This window comes from Pseudoclavibacter sp. CFCC 13796 (genome assembly GCF_008831185.1).
GTDB lineage: Bacteria > Actinomycetota > Actinomycetes > Actinomycetales > Microbacteriaceae > Pseudoclavibacter_A.
Genome location: NZ_WBKD01000001.1, coordinates 1,155,325 through 1,175,805, shown reverse-complemented (window position 1 = coordinate 1,175,805; position 20,481 = coordinate 1,155,325). Strand labels below are relative to the sequence as shown.

At 66.4% G+C, this 20,481-nt stretch carries 14 protein-coding genes; 5 read left to right on the top strand and 9 right to left on the bottom strand.

Going from position 1 to position 20,481, the window contains the following annotated elements:
• Positions 1-4: 4 nt before the first annotated feature.
• From F8O07_RS05200 to F8O07_RS05190, 3 genes are read right to left on the bottom strand one after another with little or no spacing between them, the layout of a single operon-like run.
• On the bottom strand, positions 5-1,051 hold the full coding sequence (locus tag F8O07_RS05200; protein WP_158031052.1) for a hemolysin family protein: 1,047 nt from the start codon (positions 1,049-1,051) through the stop codon (positions 5-7).
• Positions 1,048-2,412: a hemolysin family protein gene (locus F8O07_RS05195; RefSeq protein WP_263969993.1), complete on the bottom strand. Its 1,365-nt coding sequence runs from the start codon at positions 2,410-2,412 to the stop codon at positions 1,048-1,050. Before F8O07_RS05195 ends, F8O07_RS05200 begins: the two co-directional genes overlap by 4 nt.
• Positions 2,409-3,848 carry a GuaB1 family IMP dehydrogenase-related protein gene (locus F8O07_RS05190; RefSeq protein ID WP_158031051.1) on the bottom strand — a complete coding sequence of 480 codons (1,440 nt, stop codon included), beginning with the start codon at positions 3,846-3,848 and terminating at the stop codon, positions 2,409-2,411. The genes F8O07_RS05195 and F8O07_RS05190 overlap by 4 nt, the downstream gene beginning before the upstream one ends.
• Positions 3,849-4,020: 172 nt before the next feature.
• Between F8O07_RS05190 and F8O07_RS05185 the strand changes: the two genes are divergently transcribed.
• Positions 4,021-7,914 carry a multifunctional oxoglutarate decarboxylase/oxoglutarate dehydrogenase thiamine pyrophosphate-binding subunit/dihydrolipoyllysine-residue succinyltransferase subunit gene (locus F8O07_RS05185; RefSeq protein WP_158031050.1) on the top strand — a complete coding sequence of 1,298 codons (3,894 nt, stop codon included), beginning with the start codon at positions 4,021-4,023 and terminating at the stop codon, positions 7,912-7,914.
• Between the two features lie 148 nt (positions 7,915-8,062).
• Here F8O07_RS05185 and F8O07_RS05180 read toward each other — a convergent pair whose 3' ends face one another.
• The gene (locus tag F8O07_RS05180) at positions 8,063-8,329 is read right to left on the bottom strand and encodes an anti-sigma factor family protein (protein WP_158031049.1); all 267 of its coding nucleotides are present in this window, start codon (positions 8,327-8,329) and stop codon (positions 8,063-8,065) included.
• On the bottom strand, positions 8,326-9,057 hold the full coding sequence (locus F8O07_RS05175; RefSeq protein ID WP_158031048.1) for a sigma-70 family RNA polymerase sigma factor: 732 nt from the start codon (positions 9,055-9,057) through the stop codon (positions 8,326-8,328). The genes F8O07_RS05180 and F8O07_RS05175 overlap by 4 nt, the downstream gene beginning before the upstream one ends.
• Positions 9,058-9,159: 102 nt before the next feature.
• On the opposite strand from F8O07_RS05175, the gene aroA reads away from it, so the two are divergent.
• From aroA to F8O07_RS05155, 4 genes are all read left to right on the top strand, one after another.
• The gene (aroA, locus tag F8O07_RS05170) at positions 9,160-10,608 is read left to right on the top strand and encodes a 3-phosphoshikimate 1-carboxyvinyltransferase (protein WP_158031047.1); all 1,449 of its coding nucleotides are present in this window, start codon (positions 9,160-9,162) and stop codon (positions 10,606-10,608) included.
• 1 nt (position 10,609) lies between these two features.
• Positions 10,610-11,788 carry a ribosome small subunit-dependent GTPase A gene (locus F8O07_RS05165; protein ID WP_158031046.1) on the top strand — a complete coding sequence of 393 codons (1,179 nt, stop codon included), beginning with the start codon at positions 10,610-10,612 and terminating at the stop codon, positions 11,786-11,788.
• Positions 11,789-11,870: 82 nt separating this feature from the next.
• Positions 11,871-12,659 carry an inositol monophosphatase family protein gene (locus tag F8O07_RS05160; protein WP_158031045.1) on the top strand — a complete coding sequence of 263 codons (789 nt, stop codon included), beginning with the start codon at positions 11,871-11,873 and terminating at the stop codon, positions 12,657-12,659.
• A 150-nt stretch (positions 12,660-12,809) separates the two neighbouring features.
• Entirely contained in the window at positions 12,810-13,973 is a 1,164-nt protein-coding gene (locus F8O07_RS05155; RefSeq protein WP_192496648.1) for a DUF4192 family protein, read from the top strand.
• A gap of 498 nt (positions 13,974-14,471) precedes the next feature.
• Here F8O07_RS05155 and F8O07_RS05150 read toward each other — a convergent pair whose 3' ends face one another.
• From F8O07_RS05150 to mnmA, 4 genes are read right to left on the bottom strand one after another with little or no spacing between them, the layout of a single operon-like run.
• Positions 14,472-15,485 carry an NAD(P)H-hydrate dehydratase gene (locus F8O07_RS05150; protein ID WP_158031043.1) on the bottom strand — a complete coding sequence of 338 codons (1,014 nt, stop codon included), beginning with the start codon at positions 15,483-15,485 and terminating at the stop codon, positions 14,472-14,474.
• The gene (locus tag F8O07_RS05145; protein WP_158031042.1) at positions 15,482-16,825 is read right to left on the bottom strand and encodes a M18 family aminopeptidase; all 1,344 of its coding nucleotides are present in this window, start codon (positions 16,823-16,825) and stop codon (positions 15,482-15,484) included. The genes F8O07_RS05150 and F8O07_RS05145 overlap by 4 nt, the downstream gene beginning before the upstream one ends.
• Before the next feature lie 2 nt (positions 16,826-16,827).
• Positions 16,828-19,203 carry an NAD-dependent DNA ligase LigA gene (gene ligA / locus F8O07_RS05140; protein WP_158031041.1) on the bottom strand — a complete coding sequence of 792 codons (2,376 nt, stop codon included), beginning with the start codon at positions 19,201-19,203 and terminating at the stop codon, positions 16,828-16,830.
• Complete coding sequence (mnmA, locus tag F8O07_RS05135) at positions 19,200-20,342, bottom strand: tRNA 2-thiouridine(34) synthase MnmA (RefSeq protein WP_158031040.1); 1,143 nt, start codon at positions 20,340-20,342, stop codon at positions 19,200-19,202. Before mnmA ends, ligA begins: the two co-directional genes overlap by 4 nt.
• Positions 20,343-20,481 lie beyond the last annotated feature (139 nt).

The window sequence follows — 20,481 nt, the reverse complement described above, 5'->3', positions numbered from 1 at the left end:
GGCGTCATTCGGCCGTTTCATGCTGGGTGCCGTCGTGCACCTCGCCGACGAGCACTTCGATGATGTCTTCGAAGAACAGCACCCCGGTCACATGGCCGCTGCCGTCGGAGACCCGGGCGACGTGCGCGCCCTGCCGCTGCATGATCGTCAGTGCGTCTTCGAGTTCGGTGCCAGCGCTGATCGTGATCAGCGGCCGGATGCGATCGACCGGAATCGGCGAACGGTAGCGGTCGGCCGGCAGGTCGAGCACGTCTTTCAGATGCACGTAGCCGACGAGCGCACCCTGCGGCCCGCGAATGAGAAAGCGGGAGAAGCCGTCCTCCGCGACGGCGTCCTCGACGTCGTCGGGCGTCGCGCTCTGCGACAGGGTGCGCAGCTGGGCGGTCGGCACCGCGACATCCACCGCACGCTTCTCGGTGAACTCGAAGGTGTTGCCGAGCGTGCCCGCACGGTCGTCGAGCGTGCCCTCCTTCGTCGACTCGGCGACGATCGTGGCGACTTGGTCGAGGGTGAATGCGGTGCTCGCGGCGTGCTGTGGTTTGACCCCGAACACGATCAACACCAGGTCGGCGCCCTTGTTGAGCGCCCAGATCACCGGTTTGAAGATCTTGTCGAAGCCGACCAGCGGCGTCGCCAGCAGCAGCACCGCGCGATCCGGAACCGAGAACGCGATGTTCTTCGGCACCATTTCGCCGAAGACCACGTGCAGGAACGACACCAGCACCAGTGTGATCACGAAGGCCACGGTGCCCGTGACCGCATCGTTGAGCCCGAGCCAGCCGAGCGGCACCTCGAGCAGGTGGTGAATGGCCGGCTCTGAGACGTTCAGAATCAGCAGCGAGCAGATGGTGATGCCGAGCTGAGTCGCCGCCAGCATGAGGGTGGCGTGCTCCATGGCCCACAACGCGGTCTTGGCTCGGCGGTTGCCTGCCTCGGCCAGCGGTTCGATCTGCGAACGGCGAGCGGTCACGACGGCGAACTCTGCGCCGACGAAGAAGGCATTGCCGAAGAGCAGCACGACCAACCAGAGAATTCCTGCCCAGTCATTCATCGTGCGTCACCGCCTTCCTGCGCGCGCTCGTGCGCAGCGGCGATCTCGACCAGCGGCGCCGGCGCGAAACGCACCCGGTCGACGCGGCGGCCGTCCATCACCGTGACGACGAACGTGCCGACTCCGGGCTCTTCGACGGCGTCGCCCGGTTGTGGGATGCGCCCCAGGCGTTCCATCACGAATCCGCCCAACGTGTCATATGCACTGCCTTCGGGAAAGCTCACCTGCACCTGTTCGGCCATCTCGTCTGCGCGCAGCAGGCCGGGCAGCAGCCAGTTGCCGCTGCGAGTGCGCACCGCTCCCAGACTCAGCCGGTCGTGTTCGTCCGCCACCTCGCCCACCAGCTCTTCGACCAGGTCTTCGAGTGTCACGACTCCGGCGGTGCCGCCGTATTCGTCGACCACGACGGCCATCTGCAGACTGCGGCCGCGCAGTTCGCCCAACAGCGTGTCGAGCGACATCGTCTCTGGCACACGGGCGATCGGCACCATGAGCGCTTTGACCTTCACCTGACTGCGCTGGTCGCGTTCGATGCCCACGGCCTGTTTCACATGCACGAGGCCGAGCACGTCATCGCCGTCGCGACCGATCACAGGAAACCGTGAGAAGCCCGTTCTGCGGGTCAGGTCGATGACGTCCTGCGCGGTGTCGACGGCCTCCACGTGCTGCACGCTCGGCCGCGGGGTCATCACGTCACCGGCCGTCAGCTCTGAGAAGTCGAGCGTCTTGGTCAGCAGCGTCGCCGTCTGCGAGTCGAGGCTGCCGGCAAGCGCGGCGCGTTTGACCAGTGACGAGAGCTCCTCGGCGCTGCGTGCCGACGAGAGCTCCTCCTGCGGCTCGATGCCGAAGCCGTGCAGCACCAGGTTGCTGGTGTCGTTGAGCAGGATGACCGCCGGTTTGAAGATGGTGGTGAACACCAGCTGAAAGGGCACCACGATCCTGGCCACCACCATCGGTCGGGCCAGTGCGAAGTTCTTGGGCACCAGTTCGCCGAAGAGCATGGAGAGCACGGTCGCCACGATGACCGCGAGAATCGAGCTGATCGTGCCCGCCCAGGGCTCGGGCAGACGCATCAGGTCGAAGAGCGGCGCCATGAAGGATGACAGCGCCGGTTCGAGCGTATAGCCGGCGAGCAGCGTGGTCAGGGTGATTCCCAGCTGCGCGCTGGAGAGATGCGTGGCAGTCTGGCGCAGCGCACCGATGATGCGCTCGAGTCCCTTTTCACCGCGATCGCGACGTGCCTCGAGGTCAGCACGGTCGATGTTCACCAGGGTGAACTCGGCGGCCACGAACATGCCGGTTCCCAAGGTCAGCAGAATGCCGATCAGGAACAGGATGAGGTCGTTCAACGGATCGCTCACCAGCTCTCGGGGAGGGCACGGCCCTCTTCGTATCCGGCAGCCGACTGGATGCCGATGGTCGCGCGCTCGCGGAACTGGGCGAGATCGGCGGCACCGGCATACGTCGCCGCTGAGCGAACGCCTGCGGTGATCTGGTCGAGGATGTCTTCGGTCGACGGAGTGAGCGGATCGATGTAGAGCTTCGAGTCGCTGATGCCCTCAGAGAAGATCGACTTGCGAGCCTGCTCCAGCGGAGTGAGCTTCGCGAATCGTCCCGCGACCGCCTTCGAAGAGGCCATGCCGTAGTTGCGTTTGAAGAGGCGCCCGGCCTCGTCACGCTCGACGACGCCCGGAGACTCGATGGTGCCGGCCAGCCAGGAGCCGATCATCACGGCGTTGGCTCCGGCGGCGAGCGCCAGCGCGACGTCGCGCGGGTACCGCACTCCCCCGTCGGCCCAGACTCCGGCACCGATCGAGCGAGCGGTCGTGGCGGCCTCGAGCACGGCTGAGAACTGTGGCCGACCGACCGAGGTCATCATACGGGTGGTGCACATGGCCCCCGGCCCGACCCCGACTTTGACGATGTCGGCACCGGCGGCGACGAGGTCTTCGACCCCCTGCGCGGTGACCACGTTGCCGGCGACCACGGCGTGGGTCTTCGAGACGCTGCGCACCGCTTCGAGCGCGTTGAGCATCTGCTTCTGATGGCCGTGTGCGGTGTCGACCACGAGCACGTCGACACCGGCGGCGATGAACGCCTCGGCCCGACCCGCGACGTCGCCGTTGATGCCGATCGCCGCGGCCACCCGAAGGCGGCCCTGCGCATCGACGTTGGGGCGGTACACCGTCGAGCGCATCGCCTGTTTCTGGTTGACCGTGCCGAGCAGACGGTCACCGTCGAAGACGGCCGCGAGCTGGTGACCGCGATCGTGCAGGGTGTTGAAAAGCGTTTCGGCGTCGGGCACTTCGCTCTGCTGCAGCACCGGCTGGTCGCCATGGACGAGGTCGCCGAGCCGAGCGTCGTCGAGCGCACGAGAGAGCACCGTGGCAGACAGAACGCCGACGAACCCGCCTTGAGCATCCTGCACGACGAAGCCGTGTCCCTCTGCCGGAGGGAGCATCCGCTTCGCCTGGGCGACCTGCAGGTCGGCGTCGACCAGGAAAGGCGAGGCGAACCGAGACGAGCGCTCTTTGACCCAGGCGACCGCATCGAGCAGAGACTGTTCGTCCATGTCTTGGGGCAGCACGCCGAGACCGCCGCGGCGCGCCAGGGAGGCGGCAAGCCGCGGACCGGTGACGGCGTTCATGTTCGCGGCGACGATCGGCGTGGTCATTCCGGTGACGTCGTCGCTGGCCAGATCGACGCGCAGACGTGACCCGACCTCGCTGCGCGAGGGAATCAGGAAGACATCTGAATAGGTCAGATCGTATTGGGGCCGCGAATCATAGAAGCGCATGCAGTCAACGCTAGTGCATCGCTTTCTGTTGCTGGCGACCTGCGGGCGCTGGTTCCGCGACCCGCCGATCGGTTCCAACATCTGTCGGAGAATCATCGACGTCGAATTCGGCCGTTCAGGGAATGCCGGTAGGGTTGTCTCGTCAGCATTTCGATGAAGAGAGGCGATTGTCTTGGCCACCAGCGGATCAGGCAGCTTCGACCCCCAGGAATTCGGGGCCAACCAATGGCTCGTCGAGCAGGTCTACGAGCAGTTTCAGAAAGACCCGGCTAGCGTCGATAAGGAATGGTTGCCCATTCTGCAGAACTATCGCCCCGACAGCGCGGTGAAACCCGCCGCAGACCAGCCGGCGCCCGCCAGCACCGGAGTCGAGCACGCGCCATCCGGCGGTGCGCGTCTCTCCGACGGCACGACCGACGCACGCCTCGATCGGCAGGCGCAGCTGGCTCAGCAGGCCGAAGAAGACCTGCACAGCACGCCGCACCCCGGGCCTGTGCCCCCGGTGCGATCGACGCTGCCGACGGCGTCTCCGTTCCCGACCGCCTCGATTCCGATCGTCGGCGACCTGCCGGTGGCTCGCACCACGAACTTCGCCCCCGCGCCGAAGCCGATTCCCGCTGATCGCAACACGCAGCTGGCCAAGCCCGTCGGTGAGACTCCCGCAGAGCCCGACGCTCGCGAACCCGTGGTCACCCCGCTGCGTGGCATGCCCAAGGCGCTTGCCCGCAACATGGACGAGTCGCTGACCGTTCCCACCGCGACCAGCGTGCGCACGATCCCGGCGAAGATCCTCATCGACAACCGCATCGTGATCAACAACCATCTCAAGCGTTCGCTCGGCGGCAAGGTGTCGTTCACACAGATCATCGGCTGGGCGCTCGTCCAGGCGCTGAAGAGCTTCCCCAGCCAGAACGTCTACTACGACGTGGTCGACGGCAAGCCGTCGGTCGTGCAGCCCGCGCACATCAACCTCGGCATCGCCGTCGATGTGCCGAAGAAAGACGGCACTCGAGCGCTGCTGGTGCCCGGCATCAAGCAGACCGAAGAGATGGACTTCGAGCAGTTCATCACCGCCTACGACCAAGTGGTCGACAAAGCCCGTCACAACAAGCTGACCGCCGACGACTTCAGCGGCGTCACCATCTCGCTCACCAACCCCGGAGGCATCGGAACGGTGCACTCCGTGCCGCGCCTGATGAAGGGGCAGGGCACGATCATCGGCGCCGGCGCGCTCAACTACCCCGCTGAGTACTCCGGCGTGAGCGCCGAGACGATCGCCAAGCTGGGCATCTCGAAGGTCGTCACGCTGACCTCGACCTACGACCACCGTGTCATCCAGGGTGCCGGCTCCGGCCAGTTCCTCAAGATCGTGCACGAGCTGCTGCTCGGCGACCACGGCTTCTATGACGACATCTTCGAGTCGCTGCGTCTGCCCTACGAGCCGGTGCGGTGGGTGCCCGATGTGGCCATCAACTCGTCTGACGAGGTCGGCCGTGCCGCCCGCGTGCAGCAGCTGATCCACGCGTACCGGGTGCGAGGTCACCTGATCGCCAACATCGACCCGCTGGAGTACCACCAGCGCCGCCACCCCGACCTGGACATCCTGACGCACGGACTGACGCACTGGGATCTCGACCGGTCGTTCGTGACCGGAGGCATCACCGGCGCTCCCACGGCCAAGCTGCGCGAGATCTTGGGTCAGCTGCGAGACAGCTACTGCCGCAATGTGGGCGTCGAGTACATGCATATTCAAGACCCCGAGCAGCGTGAGTGGCTGCAGGATCAGCTCGAACGCCCGTACTCCAAGCCCGGGCACGACACACAGCTGCACATCCTGAAGAAGCTCAACGAGGCCGAGGCTTTCGAGACCTTCCTGCAGACGAAGTTCGTCGGGCAGAAGCGCTTCTCGCTCGAAGGCAGCGAATCGCTCATCGCCCTGCTCGACGAGGTGCTGCAGCGCGCGGCCGACGAAGAGCTCGACGAGGTCGGCATCGGCATGGCCCACCGCGGCCGTCTGAACGTGCTGACGAACATCGCCGGCAAGACCTATGCGCAGGTGTTCCGCGAGTTCGAAGGCACCCAGCCGCAGCAGACCGGTTCGGGCGATGTGAAGTACCACCTCGGCACCGAAGGCGTGTTCACGAGTGAGCAGGAGCGTCAGGTCAAGGTGTACTTGGCCGCGAACCCCTCGCACCTCGAGGTGGTCAACACGGTGCTCGAAGGCATCGTGCGCGCCAAGCAGGACGCACAGCCGCACAAGACGTTCAATGTGCTGCCGATTCTGGTGCACGGCGACGCGGCCTTCGCCGGCCAGGGCTCGGTCTACGAGGCGCTGCAGATGTCGCAGCTGCGCGGATACCGCACCGGCGGCACCATCCACGTGATCGTCAACAACCAGATCGGTTTCACGACCAAGCCGTACGACGGTCGTTCGTCGGTCTACCCGACCGATGTCGGCCGTACGATCCAGGCGCCGATCTTCCATGTGAACGGCGATGACCCGGAGTCCGTCGTGCGCGTGGCCGAACTGGCCTTCCAGTACCGGCAGCGCTTCCACGGCGACGTGCTCATCGACATGGTCAGCTACCGTCGTCGCGGCCACAACGAGGGCGACGATCCGTCGATGACCCAGCCTCTGATGTACGGCATCATCGAGTCGAAGCGCTCGGTGCGTGCGCTCTACACCTCGGCGCTGATCGGTCGTGGCGACATCACGCAAGAGGAGTACGACAAGGCCGACGCCGACTTCCACGCGGAGCTCGAGCGCGCGTTCAACGAGACGCACGCCGCCCAGAAGGAGTCGTACGAGGAGTCGCTCGGCGCCGGCGGCCACACTGCCCGTGCGATCAACGACATCCAGCTGCCCGAGGCACAGCAGCACGAGGCTGCAGCGGCAGGCGGCACCTTCGAACGGGCCACCAGCATTCCGCAGGCCCTCGTCGAGCGCATCGGTGACGCCCACGTGGCGGTGCCTGAGGGTTTCACCGTGCATCGCAAGCTCAAGAAGGTGCTCGAGAAGCGCTTCGAGATGTCGCGCCATGGCCATATCGACTGGGCGTTCGGCGAGCTGCTCGCCTTCGGTTCGCTGCTCGTACAGGGTGTGCCGGTGCGCTTCACCGGTCAGGACTCCCGTCGCGGCACGTTCGTGCAGCGCCACGCGGTGCTGCACGATCAGAAGAACGGCCAGGAGTGGTTCCCTCTGCTGAATCTCGCCAACGAGCAGGCCGGCTTCTGGATCTACGACTCACTGCTCAGCGAGTTCGCAGTCATGGCGTTCGAGTACGGCTACTCGGTCGAGAACACCAAGGCGCTGACGCTGTGGGAGGGCCAGTTCGGCGACTTCGCCAACGGCGCTCAGACCGTCATCGACGAGTTCATCAGCTCGGCCGAGCAGAAGTGGGGTCAGCGTTCAGGGCTCGTACTGCTGCTGCCGCACGGTTACGAGGGTCAGGGCCCTGATCATTCGTCGGCACGTATCGAACGGTACCTGTCGCTTGCCGCGCAGGAGAACTTGATCGTGGCCCAGCCTTCGACGCCGGCCTCGCACTTCCATCTGCTGCGCCGTCAGGCGTTCAGCCGGCCACAGCATCCGCTGATCGTGATCACCCCGAAGTCGATGCTGCGTCTGAAGACGGCGGTGAGCCCAGTCGAAGACTTCACGCACGGCCAGTTCGAGCCGGTGCTCGACGAGACCCGTTCAATCGACAAGAATGCGGTTCGTCGAGTCGTCGTGGTCAGCGGCCGTCTCTACTGGGAGATGCTGGCCGCGCTGCAGAAGTCAGGTGACACCACGGTCGCACTGGTTCGTCTTGAGCAGTACTACCCGCTGCCTGAGGCGGAGCTGCGGCGGGTGCTCGCACAGTATCCGAACGCCGAACTGGTCTTCGCGCAGGACGAGCCCGAAAACCAGGGTGCCTGGCCGTTCCTCGCACTGCACATGCCGAAAGCCGTGGGCGACCGAGAGGTGCACGTCGTCTCGCGTGAGGCTGCGGCTTCGCCTGCGACCGGCTCGCAGTTCAGGCACAAGCAGCAGGAAGCAGACCTGATCGCGCGCGCCTTCGGCTGATCGTCGCCGCAGACGTGAAGAAGCTCGGCCGGAGATTCTCCGGCCGAGCTTCTTCACATTCTTCGATCGGCGCGGCGAGCCATCAATGCAGTCGACGCAGTCGTCGATGATCTGAGCGACGCAGAGAGTCAGTGCTCGGCGTACAGGATCAGTGTTCGGCGTGCAGGGTGCGCAGACGTGCGACCACCCGGCGCTTCAACGCCTCGGGAGCCTCTTCACGACACCCTCGTAGGATCACCTCGGTGAGCACCATGCTCACCTGGTGCTCACTGGTGCACTCCGGGCAGGTGCGCATATGTTCGTCGAAGACCCTCGCCTCATCGGTCGTGAGTTCGGCATGCACGTACTCTTCGAGCTGTTCACGCACATGCTCGCATTCGGTGACCGCCGCATCGTTCTCGCTTTTGCGAATCATTTGTCGTTCACCGCCTTCTTCTTCGCCGTCGTGCTCTTCGCACGTGTCGACCGTTTGTTCGCCGCCGACTTGTCGCTGAGCCCGAGCTGCTTCGCATAGTCGGCAAGCTCAGTGCGCAGCAGCTTTCGACCACGATGCAGCCGCGACATCACGGTGCCGATCGGCGTCTTCATCACGTCTGCGATCTCCTGGTATGAGAAGCCTTCGACGTCGGCCAGCAGCACTGCCAGCCGAAAGTCTTCGGGAAGGTTCTGCAGCGCCTCTTTCACCTGCGACTCCGGCATACGGTCGAGGGCCTCGATCTCGGCCGACCGCGAAGACGTCGCAGTCGCCGACTCGGCTCCGCCCATCTGCCACTCTTCCAGAGCGTCGATGCTCTCGGTGCCTTTGGTGCGCTGCTTCTTGCGATACGTGTTGATGTACGTGTTGGTCAGAATGCGGTAGAGCCACGCTTTGAGATTGGTGCCCTGCCGAAACGATCCGAACGCCTGGAACGCCTTGGCATATGTCTCTTGCACGAGGTCTTGGGCGTCAGACGGGTTTCGAGTCATGCGCATCGCCACACCGTAGAGCTGGTCGATGAACGGCATGGCCTGCTGCTGGAACAGCTCGCGACGTTCGTCGGCCGACAGCCGTGTGACGTCGAGCGGAGCCTGCGTCGACTCCTCGGGCAGCGGCTCAGGAGTTGAGCTCTGCGAACTTTCGTGATCGGTGGTCGGGGATGTCATCCTGCCCAAGTCTACCGGTCTCTCTGCGAGACATGTCGCTGTCAACGGATGCGTCCTCTCGCCTCGCCTGTGCAGTCACTGCTGCCGATACACTTAACAACGATGCAGATACGTGGCTATTCCAGAGACGGCGAGCGCGCCGCGACCGATGTCCCTCCCACACGACCGTGGGTGGCCCCCACCCCGGCTGGCCCTGTGACCGGAACGGTGCGCATTCCCGGTTCGAAGTCGCTGACGAACCGCGAGCTGGTGCTGGCCGCTCTGGCCGACGCCCCCTCCGTGCTGCGAGCGCCGTTGCACTCCCGCGACAGCGCCCTGATGATCGAGGCGCTGCGACAGCTCGGCGCCCGCATCGAGCCGGTGGCGGATGCCCCGCGCGACCCCGCCTCCCCCGCTGCGTCCGCCTTCCTCACTGGTCTGCCGACCACGGCATCCGCTGCCGCCTCGGCGGATCGCAGCGGCGACCTGCGCGTCACCCCGATCGCCGACGTGCACGGCAGCGTCTCGATCGACTGCGGCCTGGCGGGCACGGTCATGCGCTTCGTGCCGCCGATCGCAGCGATGGCGATGGGGCCGGTCGGCTTCGACGGTGACCCGCACGCCCGGCAGCGGCCCATGCGGGCGATCATCGAGGCGCTGCGACAGCTCGGCGTCGACGTGGCCGACGACGGTCGCGGCGGCATGCCGTTCACCGTGCACGGCACCGGATCGGTGAGCGGTTCGCACATTCGCATCGACGCCTCTGCTTCGAGTCAGTTCGTCTCGGCTCTGCTGCTTGCGGCGCCCCGGTATCAGGGTGTCACGACGATCGAGCATGTGGGTGATCGCGTGCCCAGCCTGCCGCACATCGAGATGACGATCGCGACGCTCGCCGAGCACGGGGTCACGGTCGAGCGGCTGGGGCCCACCTGTTGGCGGGTGGCCGAGCAGCCGATCGCCGGAGCCGATGTGCGACTCGAACCGGATCTCTCGAACGCCGCTCCTTTCCTGGCCGCGGCCCTGGTGACCGGCGGTCAGGTCTCGGTCGACGGCTGGCCCGCCCGCACCACACAGGTCGGGGCGCTGCTGCCCGAGCTCTTCGCCGCGTTCGGCGGTCGTTCCGAACTCGCAGAGGGTGTTCTGACGCTCAGCGGCAGCGGCGAACTGCATGGCGCCGATCTCGATCTCTCAGCAGCCGGCGAGCTGGCTCCGACCATCGCCGCGGTCGCGGCACTGGCCGACACTCCGAGTCGGCTGCGCGGCATCGCGCATCTGCGCGGGCACGAGACCGATCGTCTCGCGGCACTCGAGAACGACATCAACGGACTGGGCGGCCGGGCGAGACAGACCGACGACGGGCTGATCATCGAGCCTGCCGAGCTGCACGGGGGGTCGTGGCAGGCCTATGCCGATCATCGCATGGCCACGGCCGGCGCAGTGATCGGGCTGCTGGTGACCGACGTCGAAGTCGACGACATCAACTCGACCGGCAAGACCCTGCCAGACTTCGCAGGCATGTGGTCAGCACTGGTCGAACCGCCGAAGACCGACCTGCTGAGTCTGGGCATCTGAGATGACCTGGACAGAGGGCGGCGCAGAAGAGCGCGGGCTTTGGGACGACTATGACGAGTCGGACGTGCGGGTGCGGCCGAACCCCAAGGCCAACCGGCCGCGCAGCAAGAGACGGCCTGCGCACGACGACGCACAGCAGGCCTTCGTCATCGCGGTCGATCGCGGTCGCTACCAGCTCGAGGTGGCATCCACCGGCCAGCCGGTCACTGCCGCCCGGGCACGCGAGCTGCGCCGCAAACAGATCGTGGTCGGCGATCGTGTGGCCGTGGTCGGCGACCTCAGCGGAGACGACGGCACGCTCGCCCGCATCGTGCGTGTCGAGCCGCGCACGACGGTGCTGCGGCGCAGCGCCGACGACATCGACTCAGTCGAACGTGTGGTGGTGGCCAACGCAGACCGGCTGATCATCGTGGTGGCCGCCGCACAGCCGGATCCAAGCCTCGGATTCATCGATCGGTGCATCGTCGCCGCGCTCGACGCCGGCATCGTTCCCATCGTGGCCGTCACGAAGACCGACCTGGCGAGCGCCGCACCGGTGCACGAGCATCTCGCGGGTCTCGACATCGAAGTGCTTGAGAGCCGTGCCGACCGCTTCGCGAGCGATGCTGTGATCGACGTCGCCCTCGGGCACATCGCGGTGCTGATCGGGCACTCGGGCGTTGGCAAGTCCACGCTGCTGAACGCGGTGGTGCCCGAGGCCGATCGCGCGACCGGGCACGTCAACGCGGTGACCGGTCGCGGCCGGCACACGTCGTCGTCTGCGCTGGCCTGCCGAGTCGAGGCGGTCGCCCCAGATGCCGCGGATGCCGCGGATGCCGGAGCCGGTGAAGCCGCTGCCCCAGGCCGCTCGAATCGCGGCGGCTCGAGCGACTCGGCTGGCGAGCGCGACTCGGCGGTCGCCATGGCATCCCACGACGACGATCACGTCGCGGTCGACGCGCGCCACGGGTGGCTCATCGACACACCGGGAGTGCGATCATTCGGGCTCGGCCATGTGCAGGCCGATCGAGTGTTCCAGGCATTCCCAGATCTCGAGTCGCTGGTGCCGGTCGTCGCACAGACTCCCATCGAGCAGCTCGACGCAGACGAACTCGCAGCGGGGCTGCCCCCAGAGCTGCATCAGCGCGTGCATTCGCTGGTGCGGGTGCTGCGCAATCTGCACGACCGCCCGAAGTACTGACCGCGAGCCCTTCGACGGGCAGTCGAGAGCTGTCGGCGTGCCGACCGCAGTGCGACTGAGTGGGCGCAGGTACCCTTGAGGCATGTCGTTCACGCTCGCGCAGGATCTCTCGTTCGCTCTCACTCTGGCTGATGCCGCCGATCAGGTGACCACCTCCCGTTTTCGCGTCACCGATCTCGACGTGCAGACCAAGGCCGACGACTCAGAGGTCACCGATGCCGATCTGGCGACCGAGCGCCGGCTGCGCGAGCTGGTCGCCGAGGAACGCCCCGATGACACCGTCTACGGCGAGGAGTACGGCGGCGAGCGCCAACCCGGCCGTCAGTGGATCATCGACCCGATCGACGGCACTGGCAACTACTTTCGCGGTGTGCCGGTGTGGGCGACGCTGATCGCCCTGGTCGTCGACGGCGAGCCGGTCGTGGGCGTGGTGAGCGCTCCGCTGCTGGCGCGGCGTTGGTGGGCGGCGCAGGGTTCTGGAGCGTTCGGCGTCTTCGCAGACGGCGAGACCGAGCGGCTGCAGGTGTCTGCGGTCGATCGGCTGAGCGACGGCTTCGTGAACATCGGCAGCCTCGATCAGTGGGATCTGGTCGACCAGCGCGCCGAGGCGATCGCTCTGCTCGACGCGTCGCACCGGCATCGGATGTTCGGCGACTTTCTGCCGTACATGCTGGTCGCAGACGGTTCGGTGGATGTCGTGGCCGAGCCCGATCTGAAGCCGTACGACATGGCGGCGCTGGTTCCGATCATCACCGAGGCCGGGGGGCGGTTCACCTCGACCGCGGGCGTTCCTGGCATTTGGGAGGGAGCTGCGCTCGCCACCAACGGTCGTGTGCATGACGAGGCTCTGAGTGTGCTGAACCCGCGCTGATCTGAGCTGCCCCCCTGCCCCCGCCCCTGCCTGGCTGCCTGGTGCAGACGCGCCGATGCCTTCTCTGCACAGATGCCAGGCACCTCGATGCCTGCTCACATCTGTCAGGATCGGGTCGCCTGTGTATGCGTCTGCGGCGACGCTGAGGGCATGAACGTCACACTCAAACCGCAGGGTTCCGCACAGTTTCTCGCCACGCTTCCGGCGCTCACCGGCTTCATCGCCCATGAGAGTCTCGTCGCCGTGTTCTTCTCTGGCAAACGCAGCATCGGCTCGTTTCGCCTCGACCTGCCCGACGACGGAGATCTGCTCAGAGCTCGGGAGTTCGCCGATCTGGTGGTCGACACCCTCTGCCGGGTACCCGGCTGCACCGGGGCGGTTCCCGTGATCTACTGCGACAGCGCCGTCGGCGACAGCGCCAAGCTGCCCTATTCGCTGCTGTGGTCGCTGCTTGAAGAGTGTCTGTCTGATTCCGAGCTCGACGTGCTTGACGCCTGCTGTGTCGCTAGCGACGGTTGGGGCAGCTATCTCGATGCCGATCTGCCGGTCGGTGGCAGAGACCTCGCTGAGATCGAGCAGAACCCGATGCGCCTCGACGCCATGATGGCTGTCGACCGCGAGATCGTCGATCTCGAAGCGATGTCCGAACTGCCTCCCTGTGACGCAGCACTCGTTGCAGAGACGTCGAGCGCACTCGCCGAACGCCTCGACAGGCTGCCCGAGAGCTTCCGGCTGCACGAGACGATTCAGACCCTCGACCTCGATCTCGAAGCTCTCATTCGGCACGCCTCGCTCGGCGTCCCGCCACCAGGTTCTGATCGCACCGAACCGGTCGACCGACTGCTCGATTTCTGCACCGTCGCCCGCCTCGACATCGTGCGTGAGATCTTCTTGGTGGGCCTGGCGTTCGGCCCCGAGGCGCTGAGGCTGGCCGCTCAGGAATCACAGCACACGCGTGTTCGTCACACGAACCTGGCCTCCGTCGCGTATCGGCTGAAGAACACCCTGACCGAACTCGTGCTGCGCGGTGTCCCTGCGGCCCCACCCGACCGCGAGCGAATGCGGTCTGCTGTGCATGTGCTGCAGCGGTGCTGCGCAGCGGCCGATCCCGAAGTGCGTGCAGATCTCGCTGCAATGATTGCATGGCTCTGGTGGGCGATCGGCATCGGCAGTGTGGCCGAGCGGCTGCTCGTGCAAGTGCTCGACCATGACCCTGACCATGGCTTGGCCGGTGTCTTCGCCGACCTCTGCTGCGGATTCGGCGCGCCGACCTGGCTCGTTGAGCAGAACTCGACTGCAGAGTCAGCCGTGTAAGGGCGCAGCTCTCGCCGGGCCTACCGCCATGCCTGGCCCACCCATTGGCCCGACCTGCTCCTGCTTGGTCCAGCCCGGACCGGCTTCGCTCAGCTTGCCCCAGCAGTATCCGCCCACACACCGTTGGCACCGCGCCACCGTCACATCACCCGGCATACCTCAGCTGCCACACGGCCTTCCCCACCGACCCGCGGAGATCTGACGCTGCCCCATCGAGATCCACCATCGAGACATGGGAAATGTCCTTCCCCACCATCGAGACATGGGAAATGTCCCTCTCCTTCATCGAGACATGCCAAGTTCCATGTCTCGATGGTCGAGAGCATCATTTGCGATACCTCGATCAGAAAGAAGAGGAGGCTGCCCCTGGGAAGGGTGTGGCACACGAGGCAGAGGCTCAGGCAGGCTGCACTGAGACAGGGCTTGGCCAGGCAGGCCATGTCGCGATGACCTATGGGTCAGACAAGGCCGTGGTCTGACAGACCCTGGCCAGACAGGTCAGTGCGACACAACGGGATTCGGTGTGATCGACCGCACGGCATCGGGCAGTGCTGCCGCAAGCTGCAGAGCTGTGAACGGCCCCTGCGCCAGCTGACCTGCACGGCCGTGCAGCCACGCACCGGAGGCTGCAACGCTGACGAGAGCGTCCAATGTCGGAGCCTCGGCGCGGGCAGCCAGCAGCGCTCCCACGACACCGGTCAGAACGTCGCCGGTGCCTGCGGTCGCGTGCCACGGCGTGCCGGTCGTCACCAGCGCAGTCTGAGTGCCGTCGGAGACCACAGTGTGCGCGCCTTTGAGCAGGACGACTGAACCCGTCCGCTCGGCCAGCGCGGCAGCCGCTTCGGCGTGACGCTCCACTGCATCCGCTGAGCCACCCGAGGCGACATCCTGAGAATGGTCCAAGGCAGAGCCGGAACGATCCAAAGAGGCATCACGCTGACTCATCCCGCTGTCAGACTGCTCCGCATCAGCAAGCTCGTCGAGCGCGACGTCGACACCGAGACGCTTCGCCAGACGACGGAACTCCCCCAGATGCGGCGTCAGAATCCACCGGTGCTCATGGTCGAGGGCCGCCTCGTCGATAGCGGCGAGCGCACCCGCATCGACCACGGTCGGCACACCGCTGATCAGCAGATCGTGCACTCGACGAAAGAGCTCCGGGTCGCCAGCCTCGGCGCTCACCTCGGGCAGACCGCTGCCGACGGCGAAGGCATCGGTCCGCCCCTCCGTCGTCACCACCTCAGGCGCGAAGTCGAGCACTCGGTCGCGCACGCTGTCATCGCCCAGCCAGCGGAGCATCCCCAAACCGGTGTGCAGCGCGCCGGCGGTGCTCAGCACGGCCGCGCCCGGAAACTGCGGCGAACCGGTCATCAGCCCGAGCACGCCACGAGAGTACTTGTGATCGTTCGCATGCGGCCAGCGATAGGTCACGGCGGTGTCGACGGCCGTCCAGAGACGCGGTCTGGTCAGAGCGCGCGCAGGGTCGGTGGCGGGAATGGTCTTGTCGCTCATGCGTTTCGCTCCTCAGCCGCCAGCATGAAGGTCGCGATCAGCTGCGACAGCGCCCGGAGGTCGCCGAGATGCACCTGCTCGCGTACAGAGTGCATCGAGAGCAGCCCCACACCGACGTCGACCGTGCGCAGGCCCAGACGCGTCGCCGTGATGGGCCCGATCGTGCTGCCGCATGGCACGTCGTTGTTCGAGACGAAGGTCTGCACCGCGACTCCGGCGGCCTCGGCCAGGCCGTGCCACAACGCCTCGCCGGCGCCGTCAGTGGCATACCGCTGCTGAGCGTTGACTTTGAGCAGCGGGCCCCGGCCGGGCCTCGGCAGGTGCTCTGGATCGTGCTTGCCCACATGGTTCGGGTGCACGAGGTGCCCGGCATCGCTCGACAGCATCCAGGAGTCGGCCCAAGACTGCAGCCGCTGACCGGTGCTCGCTCCGCGGCCTTCGGCGATGCGCAGCAGCACTTCTTCGAGAAACGGCCCCGCGGCACCAGAGCGCGTGGCCGATCCGACCTCTTCATGATCGAACGCGGCGAAGACGCTGATGTGTTCACTGGTCGCAACCAGACGCTCGCCCCTGCTGCCTCCGGCCACAGCGGCAAGCGCTGCCAGAGCCGCGTAGACCGACGTCAGGTTGTCGAGCCGACCGGCGGCGAGGAACTCTTCATGCCTGCCGAGCAGCGCTGCAGGCTGCGTGTCGGTGAGGAACAGATCGGCGCCCGTGACGTCGGCTGGTTCCAAGCCCGCACGAGCCGCGACGTACCCGATCAGATTAGTGTCGCTGCCATCGCTGCCGTCGACGGCATCAACGGCCCCGATCACCGGCGCGGTCTCTCGCTGTCGCCCGATCGTATGATCGCTGTTCGCGCCTCGGTCGAGGTGAATCGCCAGATTGGGGATGCGCGCAATGGCCCCGGTGCGCACCAGATGGGCTCTCCCCGATCGGTCGAAGACCCTGCCTGCGACCGCCAGATCACGGTCGAACCAGGTGCTGAGCAGCGGCCCACCGTAGATCTCGACGCCTGCCTGCTGCCACCCGTGCGTGACGAAGTCTGGCGTCGGCTTCAGCCGGAACCCCGGTGAGTCGGTATGCGCGCCGATCACACGCAGCGGCGTCGTCGCGGTAGCTCCTTCGGGCACGACCCACGCGATCACCGCACCGTCGCGCACCACCACGTAGCGTCCGGCTTCGCTCGGCCACTGGTCGCGCTCGTCGAGTCGGGTGAATCCTGCAGCCGTCAGCCGTGCGGCGACGGTCTCAGCCGCGTGATACGAGGTCGGGCTGTGCGCCAGAAAGGTGCGAAACCCGTCAGCGAACGCGGTTCGTGCGGAGTCTTGATCGCTCATTGTCAGCTCTTCTCATTGTCAGCGGGGATCGTCAGCTCACGCTCACCGGAGCGATGGGTTCCCTGCCCATCAGCCCCTTGCTGCGCGCTGGTGTCAGTGGCCAGAGTGTCGCCGCCCGACTCGATCTCGCCGACCACCGTCGCAGGATCATGCAGAAAGTCACCGAACCGTTCAGCCGGAATCATCGGGATGCCCAGCTTCTCGGCCTTGGCGAGCTTGCTGCCCGCGCCGCTGCCGAACACGACTGCGTAGGTCTTCTTCGACACGCTGGATGCCGCGCGGGCGCCGAGCGCGATCACGGCTTCTTCGGCCTCTTCGCGGGTGTATCCCGGGACGGTTCCGGTGACGACCACGCTGCGACCGGCCAGCGGCGTCTCGGAGTCGACGTCGGCATCCCCATGCGGCCCAGGATGCCCGGGGGTCGCCCACTGCACGCCAGCCGCCCGCCACCGCTCGACGATGTCGATGTGCCAGTCGATCGTGAACCAGTCGCGAATCGCCTCGGCGATGATCGGACCCACGCCGTCGACTGCGGCCAGCTCGTCGGTCTCGGCGGCGCAGATCGCGTCAAGCGACCCGAAGTGCCCCGCGACCGCACGGGCAGCGACGGGCCCGACGTGGCGGATGTTCAGGGCCACGAGAAGTCTCCACAGTGGCCGGGTCTTGGCCTCTTCGATGTTCGCGAGCATCTTGTGCGCGAGTTCGCTGGGCACCGAATGCTCGTCGCCGCTGAACGCCGCCTCGTCGGGCCCCGCCCATTCGCCGTCGCTCTTGCGACGCTGACGTCTGAACGGCGCTCGGATGTCGGGCTCGCCTTCGTCGGTCTGCTTCGGCAGTCCCGTCTCGGGGTCGGTCACCTCGACACGCACCGGAAAGATATCGGCCAGCGTCAGATCGAACAGTCTCGCCTCGGTCGTCAGCGGCGGCGCAGTGGGCGCCAGCGGATGCGTCAGAGCGATTGAGGCGACCTCGCCGAGGCCTTCGATGTCGAGTGCGGCACGCGATGCGAGATACTCGAGGCGACCCGCCACCTGCGCCGGGCACGACTGCGTGTTCGGGCAGCGTACGTCGATCTCGCCCGGCTTCGACGGGGCCAGCACCGCACCGCACTCCGGACAGTGCTCAGGCATCACAAAGGCCCGTTCGTCTCCGGTGCGCAGCTCCACCACCGGCCCGAGAATCTCGGGAATCACATCGCCGGCCTTGCGCAGCACCACGGTGTCACCGATCAGCACACCCTTGGCCTTGACGATCTCTTGGTTGTGCAGCGTCGCCTGACGCACCGTCGAACCCGCGACGTGGACGGCTTCGACCACCGCATAGGGCGTCACCCGGCCGGTGCGTCCGACGCCCACACGAATGTCGACAAGCTTCGTGTTCACCTGCTCGGGTGGATACTTGTAGGCGATCGCCCAGCGCGGTGCCCGACTGGTCGCTCCGAGTTCGTCGTGCAGCGCGAGCTCGTCGACCTTGACCACGACGCCGTCGATCTCGTGCTCGATCTCGGCACGGTGCTGCCCATTGAACGCGATGAACTCGTGCACCTGGTCGATCGAGGTGAGCAGTCGGTTGTGCGTCGAGACTGGCAGACCCCACGAGCGAAACAGGTCGTAGATCTCGGACTGGCTGGCCACAGGCGGGTCGGGCCAGGCGCCGAGGCCGTGCACGAGCACGGTCAGCGGGCGGGCCGCCGTGACTCGTGGGTCTTTCTGCCGCAACGAGCCGCTCGCTGCATTGCGCGGGTTCGCGAAAGTCTTCTTACCTGCATCGGCCAGGCTGGCGTTGAGCGCATGGAAGTCGGCGACGCGGAAGAACACCTCGCCGCGCACCTCGACCAGCGGCGGATGCCCGGTGCCTGCGAGCTGGAACGGCACCGCATCAATCGTGCGTACGTTCTCGGTGACGTCTTCGCCGACGACACCGTCGCCGCGCGTGGCAGCGCTGACCAGTCGACCGTGCTCGTAACGCAGATTGATGGCGAGACCGTCGATCTTCAGCTCGGTCAGGTAGTGAAAGGCGCGCCCGGCCAGACGCCTCTCGGTGCGCATGATCCATTCGTCGAGCTCGCCGATGCTGAACACGTCGTCGAGACTCAGCATGCGTTCGGCGTGCGTGACCGGGGCGAAGCTCGACCCGTCGGGGCGACCGCCCACAGTCAGCGTCGGGGAATCCTGACTCTGCAGATCGGGAAACTGCTGTTCGACAGCCGCCAGCTCGATCTGCAGCTGGTCGTACTCTTCGTCGCTGACCAGCGAGGTGTTGCGTTCGTAGTAGGCGTCGCGCAGTTCGAGGATGCGATCAGTGAGCTCGCGCACCAGCTGTGCTGCGTCTTCGTGAGTCAGCCGGGCGATCTGCGCGTCGTCGAGCGGAGCGCTCATGAGGCAAGTGCCTGGTCGGAGAGCTGAGCGCCGTCAGACGAGAGGGTGTCGGCCGCGACGGAGCGGTCGATGGTGAACTGACCCAGCACGCGCTCGCCCAGATACAGCACCGCCGACTGTCCGGGGGCGACACCCATCAGCGGGTCGCGCAGCGTGACGACGGTCTCGCCGTCGACGATGCGCACTCGCGCCGGAACTGGGTCGCCGTGCGCACGAACCTGCACCATGATGTCAAGACCAGAGTGCACCTCGGCCGGAGGCTCCCCGGCCCACGACTGACGGCGTCCGGCGATCTCGCAGACGGCGAGCGCCTCATGCGGCCCCACGACGACCTCATGTGTGACGGGGCGCACCTCGAGCACATACCGTGGGCGACCGTCGGGAGCCGGACGGCCGATGTGCAGACCGCGACGCTGCCCCACCGTGAAGGTGTGCGCACCTTCGTGATGTCCCAGCACCTCACCAGAGCGGTCGACGATGTCGCCGGGGGCGGTTCCGACCTTGTCTTCGAGCCAGCCGGCGGTGTCACCGTCTGAGATGAAGCAGATGTCATAGCTGTCGGGTTTGCTCGCCGTCTCGAGCCCGCGACGGGCCGCCTCGGCACGCACCAGGTCTTTGGACGGGGTGTCGCCGAGTGGGAACAGCGCGTGCTCGAGCTGGGCTCCGGTCAGCACGCCGAGCACATACGACTGGTCTTTGGCCCAGGCGGCCGCACGGTGCAGCTCTCGGTGGCCGTCGGCCGCTGTCACGATCTTGGCATAGTGCCCCGTGCACACCGCATCGAAGCCGAGGGCGAGCGCCTTCTCGAGCAGCGCCGCGAACTTGATGCGCTCGTTGCAGCGCAGGCAGGGGTTGGGGGTGCGCCCTGCCGAGTACTCGCTGATGAAGTCGTCGACGACGTCTTCTTTGAACCTCTCGGAGAAATCCCACACGTAGAACGGGATGCCCAGCCGTGCGCACACCCGCTGCGCATCGGTGGCGTCTTCGACGGTGCAGCACCCCCGAGAGCCGGTGCGCAGCGTGCCCGGCATGCGTGAGAGAGCCAGATGCACGCCGACCACGTCGTGGCCGGCTTCGACCATGCGCGCGGCCGCGACCGAGGAATCTACCCCACCGCTCATCGCCGCTAGTACCCGCATGTTCGCTCCTTCGTTGTCTGGGATTCGCCTGCCGGCACGGGTCTCGTGCAATCGACATCGTTCCGTGTCGTCGGCAGGCCTCTGACGTCGTTCCAGTGTAGCCGCGAGCGCCGACATCGCATCCGCCTGGAGACGCGCA